This window comes from Pseudomonas turukhanskensis (assembly GCF_027922365.1).
In the GTDB taxonomy this organism is placed as follows: Bacteria; Pseudomonadota; Gammaproteobacteria; order Pseudomonadales; family Pseudomonadaceae; genus Aquipseudomonas; species Aquipseudomonas turukhanskensis.
Map to the genome: position 1 here is coordinate 16440 of NZ_BSFN01000008.1, position 15403 is coordinate 31842.

Below are 15403 nucleotides of genomic sequence, written 5' to 3' on the forward strand. Positions count from 1 at the left end.
GCCTTGTCTTGACGGGGTGTTAGAAGCTCTTTAGACTCTTGTACCCCTAAATTTGGCGGGACTCTTGTCCTGCCATTTTGTTTTTCTTGTAAGACAATAGCGTCGAAAGACAACAGTGGAGCTAGTAGATGGCAACTATCAACCAGCTGGTACGTCAGCCGCGTAAGCGTATCGTCGAGAAATCCGACGTTCCTGCGCTGCAGAACTGCCCGCAACGTCGTGGCGTATGCACCCGTGTGTATACCACCACGCCGAAAAAACCTAACTCGGCACTGCGTAAAGTATGCCGTGTGCGTCTGACCAACGGTTTCGAGGTTTCCTCGTACATCGGCGGTGAAGGCCACAACCTGCAAGAGCACAGCGTGGTACTGATCCGCGGCGGTCGTGTAAAAGACTTGCCAGGTGTTCGTTACCACACCGTTCGCGGTTCTTTGGATACTTCCGGTGTTAAAGGTCGTAACCAGGGTCGTTCGAAATACGGTACCAAGCGTCCGAAGTAAGTGTGGCGTCCGAGTGATCGGTCGTTTCACCCAAAATAGATTTTCATTTTTCTGAGTCGATAAGAGTAAGGTCGGGCGTTCAACCCAGGATTGTCATCCAGAGGTTTTATTGTTCCCGGGCTAACCTGAAGACCGTTTGAGGGCTTATCCATGCCAAGAAGACGTGTAGCAGCCAAGCGCGAAGTGCTTGACGATCCAAAATACGGTAGCCAGATCCTGGCCAAGTTCATGAACCACGTAATGGAAAGCGGTAAGAAAGCCGTTGCCGAGCGTATCGTTTATGGCGCCCTGGAAAAGGTTAAAGAGCGTAAGAACAGCGATCCCCTGGAAATCTTCGAGAAAGCTCTCGACGCCATCGCTCCGCTGGTCGAAGTGAAGTCGCGCCGTGTAGGCGGTGCTACTTACCAGGTTCCGGTCGAAGTTCGTCCGTCCCGTCGTAACGCCCTGGCCATGCGCTGGCTGGTGGATTTCGCCCGTAAACGTGGCGAGAAGTCCATGGCTCTGCGCTTGGCTGGCGAGCTGTTGGATGCTGCTGAAGGCAAAGGTGCTGCAGTTAAGAAGCGTGAAGACGTGCACCGTATGGCTGAAGCCAACAAGGCGTTTTCGCACTACCGCTTCTAAATTCGGCGCTTCTAATTTTGCGAGGGCTTTATGGCTCGTCTTACACCGATTAACCGCTACCGTAACATCGGTATCGTCGCGCACGTGGATGCTGGCAAAACCACTACCACCGAGCGCGTGCTTTTCTACACCGGCGTGAACCACAAAATGGGCGAGGTGCATGATGGCGCCGCGACCATGGACTGGATGGTTCAGGAGCAGGAGCGCGGTATTACCATTACCTCCGCTGCTACTACTGCGTTCTGGTCTGGTTCCGTCAAGCAGCACAAAGACAGCTACCGCTTCAACATCATCGACACCCCCGGGCACGTTGACTTCACCATCGAAGTAGAGCGCTCGCTGCGCGTACTCGACGGCGCTGTCGTTGTGTTCTGTGGTACTTCGGGCGTTGAGCCGCAGTCGGAAACCGTATGGCGTCAAGCCAACAAGTACGGCGTTCCGCGTCTCGTGTACGTGAACAAGATGGACCGTGCTGGCGCAAACTTCCTGCGCGTAGTTGGTCAGATCAAGCAGCGTCTGGGTCACACTCCGGTGCCAATCCAATTGGCTATCGGTGCTGAAGACAATTTCCAGGGTCAGATCGATCTGATGTCCATGGAAGCTGTTTACTGGGACGACGCTGACAAGGGTATGGCCCCTCGTCGCGAAGCGATCCCGGCAGAGCTGCAAGAGTTGGCTAACGAATGGCGCAGCAACATGATTGAGGCTGCCGCCGAAGCCAACGAAGAGCTGATGAACAAATACCTCGAAGGTGAAGAGCTCACCAACGAGGAAATCAAGGCCGCTTTGCGTCAGCGTACTATCGCTGGCGAAATCGTCCTGGCTGTTTGCGGTTCCTCGTTCAAGAACAAGGGTGTTCCCCTGGTTCTCGATGCCGTTGTTGATTACCTGCCGGCCCCGGTCGACATTCCTGCCATCAAGGGTTCCGACCCGGATGACGAGTCTGTTGAAATGGAGCGTCACGCAGACGACAGCGAGCCGTTCTCTGCTCTGGCGTTCAAGATTGCTACCGACCCATTCGTGGGTACTTTGACTTTTGCTCGCGTTTACTCGGGTGTGTTGAGCTCCGGCGACGGCGTGATCAACTCGGTTAAAGGCAAGAAAGAGCGCGTGGGTCGTATGGTGCAAATGCACGCAAACACCCGCGAAGAGATCAAGGAAGTACGCGCTGGCGACATCGCGGCTCTGATCGGCATGAAAGACGTCACTACCGGTGACACCCTGTGCTCGGCCGAGAAGCCGATCATTCTGGTTCGCATGGACTTCCCGGAGCCGGTTATTTCGGTTGCCGTAGAGCCTAAGACCAAGGATGACCAGGAAAAGATGGGTATCGCCTTGGGCAAGCTTGCTCAGGAAGACCCGTCGTTCCGCGTCAAGACCGACGAAGAGACTGGTCAGACCATCATCTCCGGTATGGGTGAGTTGCACCTGGATATTCTCGTCGACCGCATGAAGCGCGAGTTCGGTGTAGAAGCCAACATCGGTAAGCCGCAGGTTTCCTACCGCGAGAAGATCTCCAAGAGCTGTGAGATCGAAGGCAAGTTCGTTCGCCAGTCCGGCGGTCGTGGCCAGTTCGGTCACTGCTGGATTCGCTTCGCACCGGCTGATGAAGGTCAGGAAGGTCTGGAGTTCGTTAACGAAGTTGTGGGTGGTGTGGTTCCGAAGGAATACATCCCGGCAATCCAGAAGGGTATCGAAGAGCAGATGAAGAACGGCGTTGTTGCCGGCTATCCGCTGATCGGCCTGAAGGCTACCGTGTTTGACGGTTCCTACCACGACGTCGACTCCAACGAGATGGCGTTCAAAATCGCAGCTTCCATGGCGACCAAGCAGCTGGCCCAGAAGGGTGGCGGTGTTGTGCTTGAGCCGATCATGAAAGTTGAAGTGGTAACCCCGGAAGATTACATGGGTGACGTGATGGGTGACCTGAACCGTCGTCGTGGTCTGATCCAGGGTATGGAAGATACGGTGTCGGGCAAGGTTATCCGCGCTGAAGTGCCGTTGGGTGAGATGTTCGGTTATGCGACCGACGTTCGTTCCATGTCTCAGGGTCGCGCAAGCTACTCCATGGAATTCTCCAAATACTCCGAAGCTCCGTCGAACATCGTCGAAGCTCTGATCAAAAAACAAGGCTGATATCAGCCCCTTTAGGCAAGGAGTTTATTGTCGTGGCTAAAGAAAAATTTGAACGTAACAAACCGCACGTCAACGTTGGCACCATCGGTCACGTTGACCACGGTAAAACCACTCTGACCGCTGCTCTGACCCGTGTTTGCTCCGAAGTTTTCGGTTCGGCTCGCGTTGACTTCGACAAGATCGACAGCGCTCCAGAAGAAAAAGCTCGTGGTATCACCATCAACACCGCTCACGTTGAATACGATTCGGCCGTGCGTCACTACGCACACGTTGACTGCCCAGGTCACGCCGACTACGTAAAAAACATGATCACCGGTGCTGCTCAGATGGACGGCGCTATTCTGGTTTGCTCGGCCGCTGATGGTCCGATGCCGCAAACCCGTGAGCACATCCTGCTGTCCCGTCAGGTAGGCGTTCCTTACATCGTTGTCTTCCTGAACAAGGCTGACATGGTGGACGACGCTGAGCTGCTGGAATTGGTTGAGATGGAAGTTCGCGACCTGCTGAGCACTTACGAGTTCCCAGGCGACGACACTCCGATCATCATCGGTTCGGCTCTGATGGCTCTGAACGGCCAAGACGACAACGAAATGGGCACCAGCGCTGTTAAGAAGCTGGTTGAGACTCTGGATAGCTACATTCCTGAGCCGGTCCGCGTTATCGACAAGCCGTTCCTGATGCCAATCGAAGACGTATTCTCGATCTCGGGTCGCGGTACTGTAGTTACCGGTCGTATCGAGCGCGGTATCGTCAAGGTTCAAGAACCTCTGGAAATCGTTGGTCTGCGTGACACCACTCAGACTACCTGCACCGGCGTTGAAATGTTCCGCAAGCTGCTCGACGAAGGTCGTGCTGGCGAGAACTGCGGCGTTCTGCTGCGTGGTACTAAGCGTGAAGACGTTGAGCGTGGTCAGGTACTGGCCAAGCCGGGTTCGGTTAAGCCGCACACCAAGTTCGAAGCTGAGGTTTACATCCTGAGCAAAGACGAAGGTGGTCGTCACACGCCGTTCTTCAAAGGCTACCGTCCTCAGTTCTACTTCCGTACTACCGACGTAACTGGTAGCTGCGAACTGCCGGAAGGCGTAGAGATGGTAATGCCAGGCGACAACATCAAGATGGTTGTTACCTTGATCAAGTCGATCGCCATGGAAGACGGTCTGCGTTTCGCGATTCGCGAAGGCGGCCGTACCGTTGGTGCTGGCGTTGTTGCCAAAATCATCGAGTAATCGTTGATTTAAGAAAAACCCCCGCTTGCGGGGGTTTTTTTATTGAGTTGACACCTGTAGGGGGCATCTATAGAATTGCGCCTCCTTTTAACGGGCGTATTGCGTCCGTTGGGAATAGCAACTGGGAGTCTGTGGACAATGCAAAATCAACAAATCCGGATTCGGTTGAAGGCTTTTGATCATCGCCTTATTGACCAATCCACCCAGGAAATCGTGGAAACCGCGAAACGTACTGGTGCTCAAGTGCGTGGTCCGATTCCTCTGCCCACTCGCAAAGAGCGTTTCACTGTTCTGGTTTCCCCGCACGTCAACAAAGACGCGCGTGACCAGTACGAGATTCGCACTCACAAGCGCGTTCTGGACATCGTCCAGCCGACGGATAAAACCGTTGACGCTCTTATGAAGCTCGATCTTGCAGCTGGCGTAGAAGTTCAGATCAGCCTCGGCTAAAACCGTCTGGTTTTAGTCGTGTAACGCTCTGAAATGGGCGGCCATAGCGGGTGAAAGCCCCGTACACTCATGAGGTTTACAACATGACTATTGGTGTAGTCGGTCGTAAATGCGGTATGACCCGTATTTTCACCGAAGAAGGTGTCTCCATTCCGGTTACGGTCATTGAGATCGAGCCGAATCGCGTCACCCAGTTTAAAACTGAAGAAAGCGATGGCTATCGTGCAGTGCAAGTCACTGTAGGTGAGCGTCGTGCTTCGCGCGTGACTGCTGCTCAAGCTGGCCACTTCGCTAAAGCAAACGTAGCTGCCGGTCGCGGCGTCTGGGAATTCCGTCTTGAAGAAGGCGACTACCAGGCTGGCGATCTGATCAATGCAGAAATTTTCCAAGCAGGTCAGCTGGTGGATGTCACCGGTCAGTCCAAGGGTAAAGGCTTCGCCGGTACCATCAAGCGCTGGAACTTCCGCGGTCAAGATAACACCCACGGTAACTCCGTCTCCCACCGCGTCCCTGGCTCTATCGGCCAGTGCCAGACTCCTGGTCGTGTATTCAAGGGCAAAAAAATGTCCGGTCATATGGGCGCTGAGCGCGTGACCGTGCAGTCCCTCGAAGTAGTGCGCGTCGACGCTGAACGCAATCTGCTGCTGGTTAAGGGCGCTGTTCCTGGCGCTACCGGTGGCAACCTGGTTGTGCGTCCGGCAGCCAAGGCTCGCGGTTAAGGGGAAGCTGACATGCAATTAAATGTAAATGGCGCTCAGGCGATCGAAGTTTCCGAACTGACCTTCGGCGGCGAATTCAACGAGACTCTGGTGCACCAGGCAGTCGTGGCCTACATGGCTGGCGGTCGTCAGGGTACCAAGCAGCAAAAGACCCGTTCTGATGTGTCCGGTGGCGGTAAACGCCCTTGGCGTCAAAAGGGTACTGGCCGCGCTCGTGCCGGTACTATCCGTAGCCCAATCTGGCGTGGCGGCGGTACCACTTTCGCAGCTCGTCCTCAGGATCACAGCCAAAAGCTGAACAAGAAGATGTATCGCGCAGCTCTGCGCTCCATCCTTGCTGAGCTGGTACGCAGTGATCGTCTGGTTGTGGTCGAAGACTTCGCTGTTGACGCACCGAAAACCAAAACTCTGCTGAACAAGCTGAATGGCATGGGTCTGACTGATGTTCTGATCGTGTCTGATGCTGTTGATCAGAATCTGTACCTGGCTGCTCGTAACCTGCCGCACGTCGATGTTCGTGACGTACAGGGTTCCGATCCGGTCAGTCTGATCGCATACGACAAAGTGTTGATCACTGTGTCGGCCGTGAAGAAATTCGAGGAGCTGCTGGGATGAACCAGGAACGCGTATTTAAAGTGCTACTTGGCCCGCACGTCTCTGAGAAAGCCACGGTTTTGGCTGACAAAAAAGGCCAGTTCGTTTTCAAGGTTGCTACCGATGCAACCAAGCTGGAAATCAAAAAGGCCGTCGAAAGCCTGTTCAGCGTGAAAGTTGAGCGTGTTACTACCCTGAACGTTTTGGGTAAGAGCAAGCGCACCGCTCGCGGCCTGGGCAAGCGTAACGACTGGAAGAAGGCAGTTATCTCCCTTCAGCCGGGTCAAGATCTCGACTTCAGCAGCAGTGCTGAGTAAGGAAGGGGGGCATCATGGCAATCGTTAAATGCAAACCGACCTCCGCTGGCCGCCGTTTTGTGGTCAAGGTGGTCAACCAGGAGCTGCACAAAGGCGCTCCTCACGCACCGCTGCTCGAGAAGAAGTCGAAGACTGGTGGTCGTAACAACAATGGCCGTATTACCACTCGTCACATCGGCGGTGGTCATAAGCAGCATTACCGTCTGGTCGATTTCCGTCGCAACGACAAAGATGGCATTCCAGCCACTGTCGAGCGTATCGAATATGACCCGAACCGCACTGCTCACATCGCTCTGCTGATGTACGCAGACGGCGAACGTCGTTACATCATCGCCCCTAAAGGCGTAAGTGCTGGCGACCAATTGATCGCAGGTGCTCTTGCTCCGATCAAGCCGGGTAACTCGCTGCAACTGCGCAACATTCCAGTTGGTAGCACCATTCATGGTGTTGAGTTGAAGCCGGGTAAAGGTGCTCAGATCGCTCGTTCCGCTGGTGCTTCGGCCCAGTTGATCGCTCGTGAAGGCGCATATGTGACCTTGCGTCTGCGTTCCGGTGAAATGCGTAAAGTGCTGGCTGAATGCCGTGCGACCCTGGGCGAAGTCTCGAACTCCGAGCACAGCCTGCGTTCGCTGGGTAAAGCTGGTGCCAAACGCTGGCGTGGCGTTCGCCCAACCGTTCGTGGTGTTGCCATGAACCCGGTTGACCACCCACATGGTGGTGGTGAAGGTCGTACCTCTGGTGGTCGTCATCCGGTGTCTCCATGGGGCTTCCCGACTAAGGGCGCGAAGACTCGTGGTAACAAACGCACCGATAACATGATCGTCCGTCGTCGCAAGTAAATAGAGGGATACGACAGTGCCACGTTCTCTGAAAAAAGGTCCTTTTATTGATCTTCACCTACTGAAGAAGGTCGAAGTGGCGGTGGAAAAGAACGATCGCAAGCCGGTGAAAACCTGGTCGCGTCGTTCGATGATCCTGCCACAAATGGTCGGTCTGACCATCGCTGTGCATAACGGTCGTCAACATGTTCCAGTTCTCGTGAACGAAGACATGGTCGGTCACAAACTGGGCGAGTTCGCCGGTACCCGTACATATCGCGGGCACGTGGCTGACAAGAAAGCCAAGCGTTAAGGGGTAAGGAAATGGAAGTAGCCGCTAAGTTGTCGGGCGCTCGAATCTCCGCCCAGAAAGCCCGCTTGGTCGCCGACCAAATCCGCGGGAAGAAGGTGGGCGAAGCGCTCAACCTGCTGGCTTTTAGCAGTAAGAAAGCCGCGGAAATCATGAAGAAAGTGCTGGAGTCGGCTGTGGCCAACGCCGAGCACAACGAAGGCGCTGACGTAGATGACCTTAAAGTCTCTACCGTTTTCGTCAACGAAGGGCGTTCGCTGAAGCGCATCATGCCACGTGCCAAAGGCCGTGCTGATCGCATCGTCAAGCGGTCTTGCCATATCACTGTCAAGGTTGCTGACAAGTAACGGAGTCGAAGAGATGGGTCAGAAAGTACATCCCATTGGCATTCGCCTGGGAATCGTCAAGGAGCACACCTCCGTCTGGTACGCCGACGGTCGGACTTATGCGGACTATTTGTTCGCAGATCTGAAGGTGCGTGAATACCTCCAAGACAAACTAAAAAGCGCGTCCGTAAGCCGTATCGACATCCATCGTCCGGCTCAGACTGCACGCATCACCATCCACACCGCTCGTCCAGGTATCGTTATCGGGAAGAAAGGTGAAGATGTTGAGAAGCTGCGTCAGGACCTGACCAAGCAAATGGGTGTGCCTGTGCACATCAATATCGAAGAGATCCGCAAGCCGGAACTCGACGGTATGCTGGTTGCGCAGAGCGTAGCTCAGCAGCTGGAGCGTCGTGTGATGTTCCGTCGCGCTATGAAGCGCGCTGTACAGAACGCCATGCGTATTGGTGCCAAGGGCATCAAAATCCAAGTGAGCGGTCGTTTGGGCGGCGCAGAAATTGCCCGTACCGAGTGGTATCGCGAAGGTCGTGTGCCGTTGCACACCCTGCGTGCCGATATCGACTATGCCACGTACGAAGCGCACACCACTTACGGTGTGATCGGTGTGAAGGTTTGGATCTTCAAAGGCGAAGTAATTGGTGGTCGCCAAGAAGAACTGAAACCACAAGCACCAGCGCCTCGTAAAAAAGCTGCTAAGTAAGGGGTACGCCAAATGTTGCAACCAAAGCGTACGAAGTTCCGCAAGATGATGACAGGCCACAACCGTGGTCTGGCCCAGCGCGGTAGCAAAGTCAGCTTCGGCGAGTTCGCGCTGAAGTCTGTTGCCCGCGGTCGTCTCACCGCCCGTCAGATTGAGTCCGCTCGTCGTGCTCTGACTCGTCACGTAAAACGTGGCGGGAAAATCTGGATTCGCGTGTTCCCGGACAAGCCTGTTACCAAAAAGCCTCTTGAAGTGCGGATGGGTAAAGGGAAGGGTAGCGTTGAATATTGGGTAGCCCAGATCCAGCCAGGCAAAGTCCTGTACGAGATCGAAGGCGTTTCCGAAGAGCTGGCGCGTGAGGCTTTCGCCCTGGCTGCTGCAAAGCTGCCGCTCGCCACCTCCTTTGTTAAACGGACGGTGATGTGATGAAAGCGAATGAACTTCGTGAAAAATCAGCACAGCAGCTGAACGAGCAACTGCTCGGCCTGCTGCGCGACCAGTTCAATCTGCGTATGCAGAAAGCAACTGGCCAGTTGGGGCAGTCTCACCTGCTCTCGCAAGTTAAGCGCGACATCGCTCGCGTGAAGACTGTGCTTAACCAGCAGGCAGGTAAGTGATCATGGCTGAAGCTGAAAAAACTGTCCGTACGCTGACTGGCCGTGTCGTCAGCGACAAGATGGACAAGACCATCACCGTACTGATCGAGCGTCGCGTTAAGCACCCGATCTACGGTAAATACGTGAAGCGTTCGACCAAATTGCACGCCCACGACGAAACCAACCAGTGCCACATCGGCGACAAAGTCACTATTCGTGAAACTCGTCCGATGGCCAAGACCAAAAATTGGGCACTGGTTGAAGTCGTTGAACGCGCAGTGGAAGTCTAAGGACTAGGGGTCGGAGAAATTATATGATTCAGACTCAATCCATGCTCGATGTAGCTGATAACAGCGGCGCTCGTCGTGTTATGTGCATCAAGGTGTTGGGCGGTTCGCATCGTCGTTATGCTGGCATCGGCGACATCATCAAAGTTACCGTCAAGGAAGCAATTCCGCGCGGTAAAGTGAAAAAGGGCCAAGTGATGACTGCTGTTGTAGTCCGCACTCGTCACGGCGTTCGTCGCCCAGACGGCTCGATCATCCGCTTTGATGGCAACGCTGCTGTTCTGCTGAACAACAAGCAAGAGCCGATCGGCACCCGTATCTTTGGGCCCGTGACCCGTGAACTTCGCTCTGAGAAGTTCATGAAGATCGTCTCGCTCGCCCCTGAAGTGCTGTAAGGAGATCCGACATGCAAAAGATTCGTCGTGACGACGAGATCATCGTGATCGCCGGCAAAGACAAAGGTAAGCGTGGCAAGGTGCTCAAGGTTCTCGCTGACGACCGTTTGGTCGTTGGTGGGATCAACCTGGTGAAGCGCCATACCAAGCCGAACCCGATGTCGGGCGTTCAAGGCGGTATCGTCGAGAAAGAAGCGCCTCTGCACGCTTCTAACGTCGCCATTTTCAACTCTGAAACCAGCAAGGCTGATCGCGTTGGTTTCAAAGTAGAAGAAGGCAAAAAAATTCGTGTCTTCAAGTCGACCCAAAAAGCGGTTGATGCTTGAACACTGCTAGGTAGAAGACCATGGCACGACTAAAAGAGATTTATCGGAAAGAAATCGCTCCGAAGCTTAAGGAAGAACTTAAGCTGTCGAACGTGATGGAAGTTCCGCGCGTTACCAAAATCACCCTGAACATGGGTCTCGGCGAAGCGATCGGTGATAAGAAAATCATCGAGCACGCGGTAGCGGATTTGGAAAAAATCACCGGTCAGAAAGTCGTTGTGACTTACGCTCGGAAATCCATCGCTGGCTTCAAAGTCCGTGAAGGTTGGCCGATCGGCGTTAAAGTTACTCTGCGTCGCGATCGTATGTATGAGTTCCTGGATCGTCTGCTTTCGATCTCCCTGCCGCGCGTGCGTGACTTCCGCGGCCTGAATGCCAAGTCCTTCGACGGTCGTGGCAACTACAGCATGGGCGTCAAAGAGCAGATCATTTTCCCGGAAATCGATTACGACAAGATCGATGCTCTGCGCGGTCTGGACATCACCCTGACCACTACTGCTCGTACGGATGATGAAGGTCGCGCTCTGCTGCGCGCTTTCAACTTCCCGTTCCGCAACTGATCGGAGTAGGAACATGGCCAAGACAAGCATGAAAAACCGCGAGCTGAAGCGTCAGCAAACGGTTGCCAAGTACGCCAAAAAGCGTGCTGAGCTGAAAGCTACCATCGCTAATCCGAGCACCAGCCCGGAAGCCCGTTGGGAAGCGCAGATTGCCCTGCAAAAGCAACCGCGTGACGCCAGCGCTTCGCGCCTGCGTAACCGTTGCCGCATCACCGGTCGTCCGCATGGCGTGTACCGCAAGTTCGGCCTCGGCCGTAACAAGCTGCGCGAAGCTGCAATGCGCGGTGATGTACCAGGTCTGGTGAAAGCCAGCTGGTAAGTCAAAGTCTCGACATGTCAGGGCAGTCCCATTAACCGGCCTGCCCTGGTAGTGAGCAAAAATGAATCAAGCCCCTTTTGGGGCTTGATTCATTTTTAATCAGTCTCTAGAATGCTCGGCTCGCCTGAGCCTGGCTTTTATATGCCTGGCATATTTCTAGCGACATGCAGTAGCCGTATGGCTAATTCTTTTGTTTCAGGAGCACCTAGCCCATGAGTATGCAGGACCCGTTAGCGGACATGCTAACTCGTATCCGTAATGCCCAGATGGCTGAAAAGTCCGTCGTAAGCATGCCGTCTTCCACGTTGAAGGTGGCTGTAGCCAAAGTCCTGAAGGACGAAGGTTACATCGCGGGTTTTCAGATCAGCAGCGATGTTAAGCCGCAGCTGTCCATCGAGCTGAAATATTTCGAAGGCCGTCCGGTCATCGAAGAAGTGAAGCGCGTCAGCCGTCCAGGCCTGCGCCAGTACAAGTCCGTTGATGATCTGCCAAAAGTTCGTGGCGGTCTCGGCGTTTCCATCGTCTCCACCAACAAAGGTGTGATGACGGATCGTGCTGCGCGCGCTGCCGGTGTCGGTGGCGAAGTGCTCTGCACCGTGTTCTAAGGGGGGATAAGCATGTCTCGCGTTGCTAAAAACCCCGTTAAGCTGCCAGCTGGTGTCGAGATCAAACTCGCCGGCCAACAGCTCTCGGTGAAGGGTGCCAAAGGCGCTCTCGAACTGAACGTTCATTCGTCCGTTGAAATTGTTGAGGAAGCTGGTGAGCTGCGTTTCGCTGCTCGCAATGGCGACCAACAAACTCGTGCAATGGCCGGTACCACCCGTGCGTTGGTGAACAACATGGTAATCGGCGTCAGCCAAGGCTTCGAGCGCAAGCTGCAGCTGGTTGGTGTTGGTTACAAGGCTCAGGCTAAAGGCGAAATCCTTTCCCTGGCACTTGGCTTCTCGCACCCGGTGGATTACGAACTGCCACAAGGCGTTACCGCAGAAACTCCTAGCCAAACCGATATCCTGATCAAGGGCATCGATAAGCAGCTGGTAGGTCAAGTGGCCGCTGAGATCCGTGACTTCCGTCCGCCAGAGCCTTACAAAGGTAAAGGTGTGCGTTACGCAGACGAAGTCGTCCGCCGTAAAGAAGCGAAGAAGAAGTAGGGCATAGCAAATGACCGACAAAAAAGTTACTCGACTGCGTCGCGCTCGCAAAGCACGCCTGAAAATGCACGAGCTAGAAGCCGTGCGTCTCTGCGTGTACCGCTCTTCGCAGCACATTTACGCCCAGGTCATCTCGGCCGACGGCAGCAAAGTCCTGGCAAGCGCTTCGACTTTGGACAAGGATCTGCGTACTGGTGCCACTGGCAACATCGACGCGGCCACGAAAGTTGGCCAACTGGTTGCTGAGCGTGCGAAAGCCGCTGGCGTCACTCAGGTGGCATTCGACCGTTCTGGCTTCAAGTACCACGGCCGCGTCAAGGCGCTGGCTGATGCTGCTCGTGAAGGCGGGCTGGAGTTCTAAGTTATGGCAAATAACGATCAAAGACGCGACAGCCGCGACAACGGCAACGACGAAGGCTACATCGAGAAGCTGGTTCAGGTTAATCGCGTAGCTAAAACCGTAAAAGGCGGCCGTATCTTCACTTTCACCGCGTTGACCGTGGTAGGTGATGGCAAGGGCCGTGTTGGTTTCGGTCGCGGTAAATCCCGCGAAGTGCCAGCCGCTATCCAGAAAGCTATGGAAGCTGCTCGTCGCAACATGATTCAAGTGGACCTGAACGGCACCACTCTGCAGTACGCAATGAAGTCTGCTCATGGCGCCTCCAAGGTGTACATGCAGCCTGCTTCTGAAGGTACCGGTATCATCGCTGGCGGCGCTATGCGTGCTGTCCTCGAGGTTGCTGGCGTGCAGAACGTGTTGGCCAAGTGCTACGGCTCGACTAACCCGGTAAACGTGGTTCACGCCACTTTCAAAGGTTTGAAAGCTATGCAATCCCCAGGTTCTATTGCTGCCAAGCGCGGCAAGAGCGTTGAGGAGATCCGCTGATCATGGCTACCGTAAAAGTAACGCTGATCAAGAGCACCGCCGGCCGTATCCCTAACCACATTCTGTGCGTTAAGGGTTTGGGTCTGCGCCGCATCGGTCACACTGTAGAAGTCCTGGATACTCCGGCTAACCGCGGGATGATCAACAAGGCCTACTACATGCTGCGAGTTGAGGGTTAACACATGTACCTGAACGATCTGAGTCCTGCGCCGGGTTCCCGTCGCGAGAAGCACCGTCCGGGCCGTGGTATCGGTAGCGGTTTGGGTAAGACTGGTGGCCGCGGCCACAAAGGTCAGACCTCCCGCTCCGGTGGCACCATCGCTCCGGGTTTTGAAGGCGGTCAACAGCCGCTGCATCGTCGTCTGCCGAAGTTCGGCTTCGTCTCCCTTAAGGCTATGGATCGTGCAGAAGTTCGCACCTCCGAGCTGAATAAAGTGCAAGGCGACGTTGTGACTTTGCAGTCCCTGAAGGATGCCAACCTGATTAATCAAAACGTACAGCGCGTGAAGGTAATGCTGTCCGGTGAGATTACTCGTGCGGTAACCCTCAAAGGTATCGCGGCCACCAAAGGTGCGCGCGCGGCTATCGAAGCAGCTGGCGGCAAATTCGAGGAATAAATGGCTAAGCAAGGTGCTCTCTCAGCGCTCAGCAATGGCGGGTTATCCGAGCTCTGGGCTCGTCTGCGCTTTCTCCTTATGGCGATCATCGTCTATCGAGTAGGTGCTCACATCCCAGTTCCAGGTATCAATCCGGACCGGTTGGCGGATCTGTTTCGGCAGAACGAGGGGACCATTCTTAGCTTGTTCAACATGTTTTCCGGCGGCGCGCTGGAGCGTATGAGTATTTTTGCACTGGGGATCATGCCGTACATTTCGGCGTCGATCATCATGCAGCTCATGACCGCTGTCAGCCCGCAGTTGGAGCAGTTGAAGAAGGAAGGTGAATCTGGCCGTCGCAAGATCAGCCAGTACACCCGCTACGGCACCTTGATTCTGGCTTTTGTACAGGCGACCGGCATGTCCGTTGGTCTGGCCGGTCAAGGTGTAGCGTTCTCGGGCGATTTCGGCTTTCACTTCGTGGCAGTCAGCACGTTTGTTGCTGGTGCCATGTTCATGATGTGGCTGGGTGAGCAGATCACTGAGCGCGGTGTCGGTAACGGCATCTCGATGTTGATCTTCTCAGGTATTGTCGCTGGTTTGCCGCGTGCAATTGGGCAGTCTTTCGAGTCTGCGCGTCAGGGTGATATCAACATCTTCGCCTTGGTTGCAATCGGTCTTCTCGCGGTAGCGATCATCGGTTTTGTGGTGTTCATTGAGCGTGGTCAGCGCCGTATTGCTGTTCACTACGCCAAGCGTCAGCAGGGCCGCAAGGTCTTCGCTGCGCAGACTAGCCACCTGCCTTTGAAGGTGAACATGGCCGGCGTTATCCCGGCTATTTTTGCCAGTAGCCTTCTGTTGTTCCCGGCTTCGCTGGGCGCCTGGTTTGGTCAGTCTGCAGGTTTGGGCTGGCTTCAGGATGTTTCACAGGCTATCGCTCCTGGTCAGCCGTTGAATATCTTGCTGTTTAGTGCGGGGATCGTTTTCTTCTGCTTCTTCTACACAGCGTTGATGTTCAACCCGAAAGACGTAGCGGAAAACCTGAAGAAGTCTGGTGCCTTTATTCCTGGCATCCGTCCTGGTGAGCAATCGGCGCGCTATATCGATGGCGTGTTGACTCGCTTAACCATGTTCGGTGCTTTGTACATGATGGCTGTTTGCTTGTTGCCCCAGTTCCTGGTGGTTGCTGCAAATGTGCCGTTCTACCTTGGCGGGACCTCGTTGCTGATCGTGGTTGTGGTTGTGATGGACTTTATGTCCCAAGTACAATCGCACCTCGTTTCACACCAGTACGAATCCCTGATGAAGAAAGCCAACCTGAAGGGCTACGGCAACGGCATGCTCCGTTAATGTGTCCATAAGGTTCGAGGAGTTGGTGATGAAAGTTCGTGCATCGGTGAAAAAGCTGTGCCGCAACTGCAAAATTATTCGCCGTGAAGGTGTCGTGCGAGTTATCTGCAGTGCAGAACCGCGTCACAAGCAGCGCCAAGGCTGAGTGTGATCAAAAGCTATAAGCCCGGCAGCTAGTGCGCTGTCGGGTTGCTTATTT

Annotated in this window: 27 protein-coding genes; all 27 read left to right on the plus strand. The window is 54.7% G+C overall.

Annotated features, from left to right (window positions below):
- The first annotated feature begins 128 nt into the window (after window positions 1-128).
- Entirely contained in the window at window positions 129-500 is a 372-nt protein-coding gene (gene rpsL, locus PKE98_RS14695; protein ID WP_003186084.1) for a 30S ribosomal protein S12, read from the plus strand.
- 150 nt (window positions 501-650) lie between these two features.
- Window positions 651-1121, plus strand: coding sequence for a 30S ribosomal protein S7 (rpsG, locus tag PKE98_RS14700; RefSeq protein ID WP_002555493.1), 471 nt, complete (start codon window positions 651-653; stop codon window positions 1119-1121).
- Between the two features lie 30 nt (window positions 1122-1151).
- Window positions 1152-3257, plus strand: a complete 2106-nt coding sequence (gene fusA, locus PKE98_RS14705) for an elongation factor G (protein ID WP_271196057.1) — start codon at window positions 1152-1154, stop codon at window positions 3255-3257.
- A gap of 32 nt (window positions 3258-3289) precedes the next feature.
- Window positions 3290-4483 (plus strand): elongation factor Tu, encoded by a 1194-nt coding sequence (gene tuf / locus PKE98_RS14710; RefSeq protein ID WP_122453844.1) that lies wholly within the window; start codon window positions 3290-3292, stop codon window positions 4481-4483.
- A gap of 138 nt (window positions 4484-4621) precedes the next feature.
- Window positions 4622-4933, plus strand: coding sequence for a 30S ribosomal protein S10 (gene rpsJ / locus PKE98_RS14715; protein ID WP_003186070.1), 312 nt, complete (start codon window positions 4622-4624; stop codon window positions 4931-4933).
- Between the two features lie 83 nt (window positions 4934-5016).
- The gene (gene rplC, locus PKE98_RS14720) at window positions 5017-5652 is read left to right on the plus strand and encodes a 50S ribosomal protein L3 (RefSeq protein WP_108096534.1); all 636 of its coding nucleotides are present in this window, start codon (window positions 5017-5019) and stop codon (window positions 5650-5652) included.
- Window positions 5653-5664: 12 nt separating this feature from the next.
- A complete protein-coding gene (rplD, locus tag PKE98_RS14725; RefSeq protein WP_108096533.1) occupies window positions 5665-6267 on the plus strand; it encodes a 50S ribosomal protein L4 in 603 nt (200 codons plus the stop codon).
- Window positions 6264-6563, plus strand: coding sequence for a 50S ribosomal protein L23 (rplW, locus tag PKE98_RS14730; protein ID WP_002555488.1), 300 nt, complete (start codon window positions 6264-6266; stop codon window positions 6561-6563). The genes rplD and rplW overlap by 4 nt, the downstream gene beginning before the upstream one ends.
- Before the next feature lie 14 nt (window positions 6564-6577).
- Window positions 6578-7402: a 50S ribosomal protein L2 gene (gene rplB / locus PKE98_RS14735; RefSeq protein ID WP_271196074.1), complete on the plus strand. Its 825-nt coding sequence runs from the start codon at window positions 6578-6580 to the stop codon at window positions 7400-7402.
- A gap of 16 nt (window positions 7403-7418) precedes the next feature.
- Window positions 7419-7694: a 30S ribosomal protein S19 gene (gene rpsS / locus PKE98_RS14740; RefSeq protein ID WP_003255482.1), complete on the plus strand. Its 276-nt coding sequence runs from the start codon at window positions 7419-7421 to the stop codon at window positions 7692-7694.
- Between the two features lie 11 nt (window positions 7695-7705).
- Window positions 7706-8038, plus strand: a complete 333-nt coding sequence (gene rplV / locus PKE98_RS14745; protein ID WP_003103908.1) for a 50S ribosomal protein L22 — start codon at window positions 7706-7708, stop codon at window positions 8036-8038.
- 13 nt (window positions 8039-8051) lie between these two features.
- Window positions 8052-8738, plus strand: coding sequence for a 30S ribosomal protein S3 (gene rpsC / locus PKE98_RS14750; protein WP_027982006.1), 687 nt, complete (start codon window positions 8052-8054; stop codon window positions 8736-8738).
- A gap of 12 nt (window positions 8739-8750) precedes the next feature.
- Window positions 8751-9164 carry a 50S ribosomal protein L16 gene (gene rplP, locus PKE98_RS14755; protein WP_108096531.1) on the plus strand — a complete coding sequence of 138 codons (414 nt, stop codon included), beginning with the start codon at window positions 8751-8753 and terminating at the stop codon, window positions 9162-9164.
- Entirely contained in the window at window positions 9164-9355 is a 192-nt protein-coding gene (gene rpmC, locus PKE98_RS14760) for a 50S ribosomal protein L29 (RefSeq protein WP_002555481.1), read from the plus strand. Before rplP ends, rpmC begins: the two co-directional genes overlap by 1 nt.
- A 2-nt stretch (window positions 9356-9357) precedes the next feature.
- Window positions 9358-9624: a 30S ribosomal protein S17 gene (rpsQ, locus tag PKE98_RS14765; RefSeq protein ID WP_108096530.1), complete on the plus strand. Its 267-nt coding sequence runs from the start codon at window positions 9358-9360 to the stop codon at window positions 9622-9624.
- A 23-nt stretch (window positions 9625-9647) separates the two neighbouring features.
- Entirely contained in the window at window positions 9648-10016 is a 369-nt protein-coding gene (gene rplN / locus PKE98_RS14770; protein WP_003289207.1) for a 50S ribosomal protein L14, read from the plus strand.
- Between the two features lie 11 nt (window positions 10017-10027).
- On the plus strand, window positions 10028-10342 hold the full coding sequence (gene rplX / locus PKE98_RS14775; RefSeq protein ID WP_056836274.1) for a 50S ribosomal protein L24: 315 nt from the start codon (window positions 10028-10030) through the stop codon (window positions 10340-10342).
- A 20-nt stretch (window positions 10343-10362) separates the two neighbouring features.
- Window positions 10363-10902 carry a 50S ribosomal protein L5 gene (gene rplE, locus PKE98_RS14780; RefSeq protein ID WP_271196081.1) on the plus strand — a complete coding sequence of 180 codons (540 nt, stop codon included), beginning with the start codon at window positions 10363-10365 and terminating at the stop codon, window positions 10900-10902.
- Window positions 10903-10915: 13 nt separating this feature from the next.
- Window positions 10916-11221, plus strand: a complete 306-nt coding sequence (gene rpsN / locus PKE98_RS14785) for a 30S ribosomal protein S14 (RefSeq protein WP_271196082.1) — start codon at window positions 10916-10918, stop codon at window positions 11219-11221.
- Between the two features lie 212 nt (window positions 11222-11433).
- Window positions 11434-11826 (plus strand): 30S ribosomal protein S8, encoded by a 393-nt coding sequence (gene rpsH, locus PKE98_RS14790; RefSeq protein WP_108096527.1) that lies wholly within the window; start codon window positions 11434-11436, stop codon window positions 11824-11826.
- A 12-nt stretch (window positions 11827-11838) separates the two neighbouring features.
- Window positions 11839-12372 carry a 50S ribosomal protein L6 gene (gene rplF / locus PKE98_RS14795; protein WP_108096526.1) on the plus strand — a complete coding sequence of 178 codons (534 nt, stop codon included), beginning with the start codon at window positions 11839-11841 and terminating at the stop codon, window positions 12370-12372.
- A gap of 10 nt (window positions 12373-12382) precedes the next feature.
- Window positions 12383-12733, plus strand: coding sequence for a 50S ribosomal protein L18 (rplR, locus tag PKE98_RS14800; protein ID WP_110618212.1), 351 nt, complete (start codon window positions 12383-12385; stop codon window positions 12731-12733).
- Between the two features lie 3 nt (window positions 12734-12736).
- On the plus strand, window positions 12737-13258 hold the full coding sequence (gene rpsE / locus PKE98_RS14805) for a 30S ribosomal protein S5 (protein WP_108096524.1): 522 nt from the start codon (window positions 12737-12739) through the stop codon (window positions 13256-13258).
- A gap of 2 nt (window positions 13259-13260) precedes the next feature.
- Window positions 13261-13437 (plus strand): 50S ribosomal protein L30, encoded by a 177-nt coding sequence (rpmD, locus tag PKE98_RS14810; protein WP_108096523.1) that lies wholly within the window; start codon window positions 13261-13263, stop codon window positions 13435-13437.
- Window positions 13438-13440: 3 nt separating this feature from the next.
- Window positions 13441-13875, plus strand: coding sequence for a 50S ribosomal protein L15 (rplO, locus tag PKE98_RS14815; protein ID WP_271196083.1), 435 nt, complete (start codon window positions 13441-13443; stop codon window positions 13873-13875).
- Entirely contained in the window at window positions 13876-15204 is a 1329-nt protein-coding gene (secY, locus tag PKE98_RS14820; RefSeq protein WP_271196084.1) for a preprotein translocase subunit SecY, read from the plus strand.
- Between the two features lie 28 nt (window positions 15205-15232).
- Window positions 15233-15349 carry a 50S ribosomal protein L36 gene (gene rpmJ, locus PKE98_RS14825; RefSeq protein ID WP_002555468.1) on the plus strand — a complete coding sequence of 39 codons (117 nt, stop codon included), beginning with the start codon at window positions 15233-15235 and terminating at the stop codon, window positions 15347-15349.
- Window positions 15350-15403: the final 54 nt, after the last annotated feature.

Bases quoted from the DNA above. Each gene is read 5' to 3' on its own strand.
- secY (WP_271196084.1), top strand. From the start codon at position 13,876: ATGGCTAAGCAAGGTGCTCTCTCAGCGCTCAGCAATGGCGGGTTATCC.
- rplC (WP_108096534.1), top strand. From the start codon at position 5,017: ATGACTATTGGTGTAGTCGGTCGTAAATGCGGTATGACCCGTATTTTC.
- rpsE (WP_108096524.1), top strand. From the start codon at position 12,737: ATGGCAAATAACGATCAAAGACGCGACAGCCGCGACAACGGCAACGAC.
- rpsL (WP_003186084.1), top strand. From the start codon at position 129: ATGGCAACTATCAACCAGCTGGTACGTCAGCCGCGTAAGCGTATCGTC.
- rplN (WP_003289207.1), top strand. From the start codon at position 9,648: ATGATTCAGACTCAATCCATGCTCGATGTAGCTGATAACAGCGGCGCT.
- rplW (WP_002555488.1), top strand. From the start codon at position 6,264: ATGAACCAGGAACGCGTATTTAAAGTGCTACTTGGCCCGCACGTCTCT.
- rpsJ (WP_003186070.1), top strand. From the start codon at position 4,622: ATGCAAAATCAACAAATCCGGATTCGGTTGAAGGCTTTTGATCATCGC.
- rpmC (WP_002555481.1), top strand. From the start codon at position 9,164: ATGAAAGCGAATGAACTTCGTGAAAAATCAGCACAGCAGCTGAACGAG.
- rplD (WP_108096533.1), top strand. From the start codon at position 5,665: ATGCAATTAAATGTAAATGGCGCTCAGGCGATCGAAGTTTCCGAACTG.
- rplP (WP_108096531.1), top strand. From the start codon at position 8,751: ATGTTGCAACCAAAGCGTACGAAGTTCCGCAAGATGATGACAGGCCAC.
- rplR (WP_110618212.1), top strand. From the start codon at position 12,383: ATGACCGACAAAAAAGTTACTCGACTGCGTCGCGCTCGCAAAGCACGC.
- rpsC (WP_027982006.1), top strand. From the start codon at position 8,052: ATGGGTCAGAAAGTACATCCCATTGGCATTCGCCTGGGAATCGTCAAG.
- rpsG (WP_002555493.1), top strand. From the start codon at position 651: ATGCCAAGAAGACGTGTAGCAGCCAAGCGCGAAGTGCTTGACGATCCA.
- rpsH (WP_108096527.1), top strand. From the start codon at position 11,434: ATGAGTATGCAGGACCCGTTAGCGGACATGCTAACTCGTATCCGTAAT.
- fusA (WP_271196057.1), top strand. From the start codon at position 1,152: ATGGCTCGTCTTACACCGATTAACCGCTACCGTAACATCGGTATCGTC.
- rpsN (WP_271196082.1), top strand. From the start codon at position 10,916: ATGGCCAAGACAAGCATGAAAAACCGCGAGCTGAAGCGTCAGCAAACG.
- rplO (WP_271196083.1), top strand. From the start codon at position 13,441: ATGTACCTGAACGATCTGAGTCCTGCGCCGGGTTCCCGTCGCGAGAAG.
- rpsQ (WP_108096530.1), top strand. From the start codon at position 9,358: ATGGCTGAAGCTGAAAAAACTGTCCGTACGCTGACTGGCCGTGTCGTC.
- rplV (WP_003103908.1), top strand. From the start codon at position 7,706: ATGGAAGTAGCCGCTAAGTTGTCGGGCGCTCGAATCTCCGCCCAGAAA.
- rpmJ (WP_002555468.1), top strand. From the start codon at position 15,233: ATGAAAGTTCGTGCATCGGTGAAAAAGCTGTGCCGCAACTGCAAAATT.
- rplF (WP_108096526.1), top strand. From the start codon at position 11,839: ATGTCTCGCGTTGCTAAAAACCCCGTTAAGCTGCCAGCTGGTGTCGAG.
- rpmD (WP_108096523.1), top strand. From the start codon at position 13,261: ATGGCTACCGTAAAAGTAACGCTGATCAAGAGCACCGCCGGCCGTATC.
- rplX (WP_056836274.1), top strand. From the start codon at position 10,028: ATGCAAAAGATTCGTCGTGACGACGAGATCATCGTGATCGCCGGCAAA.
- rplB (WP_271196074.1), top strand. From the start codon at position 6,578: ATGGCAATCGTTAAATGCAAACCGACCTCCGCTGGCCGCCGTTTTGTG.
- rplE (WP_271196081.1), top strand. From the start codon at position 10,363: ATGGCACGACTAAAAGAGATTTATCGGAAAGAAATCGCTCCGAAGCTT.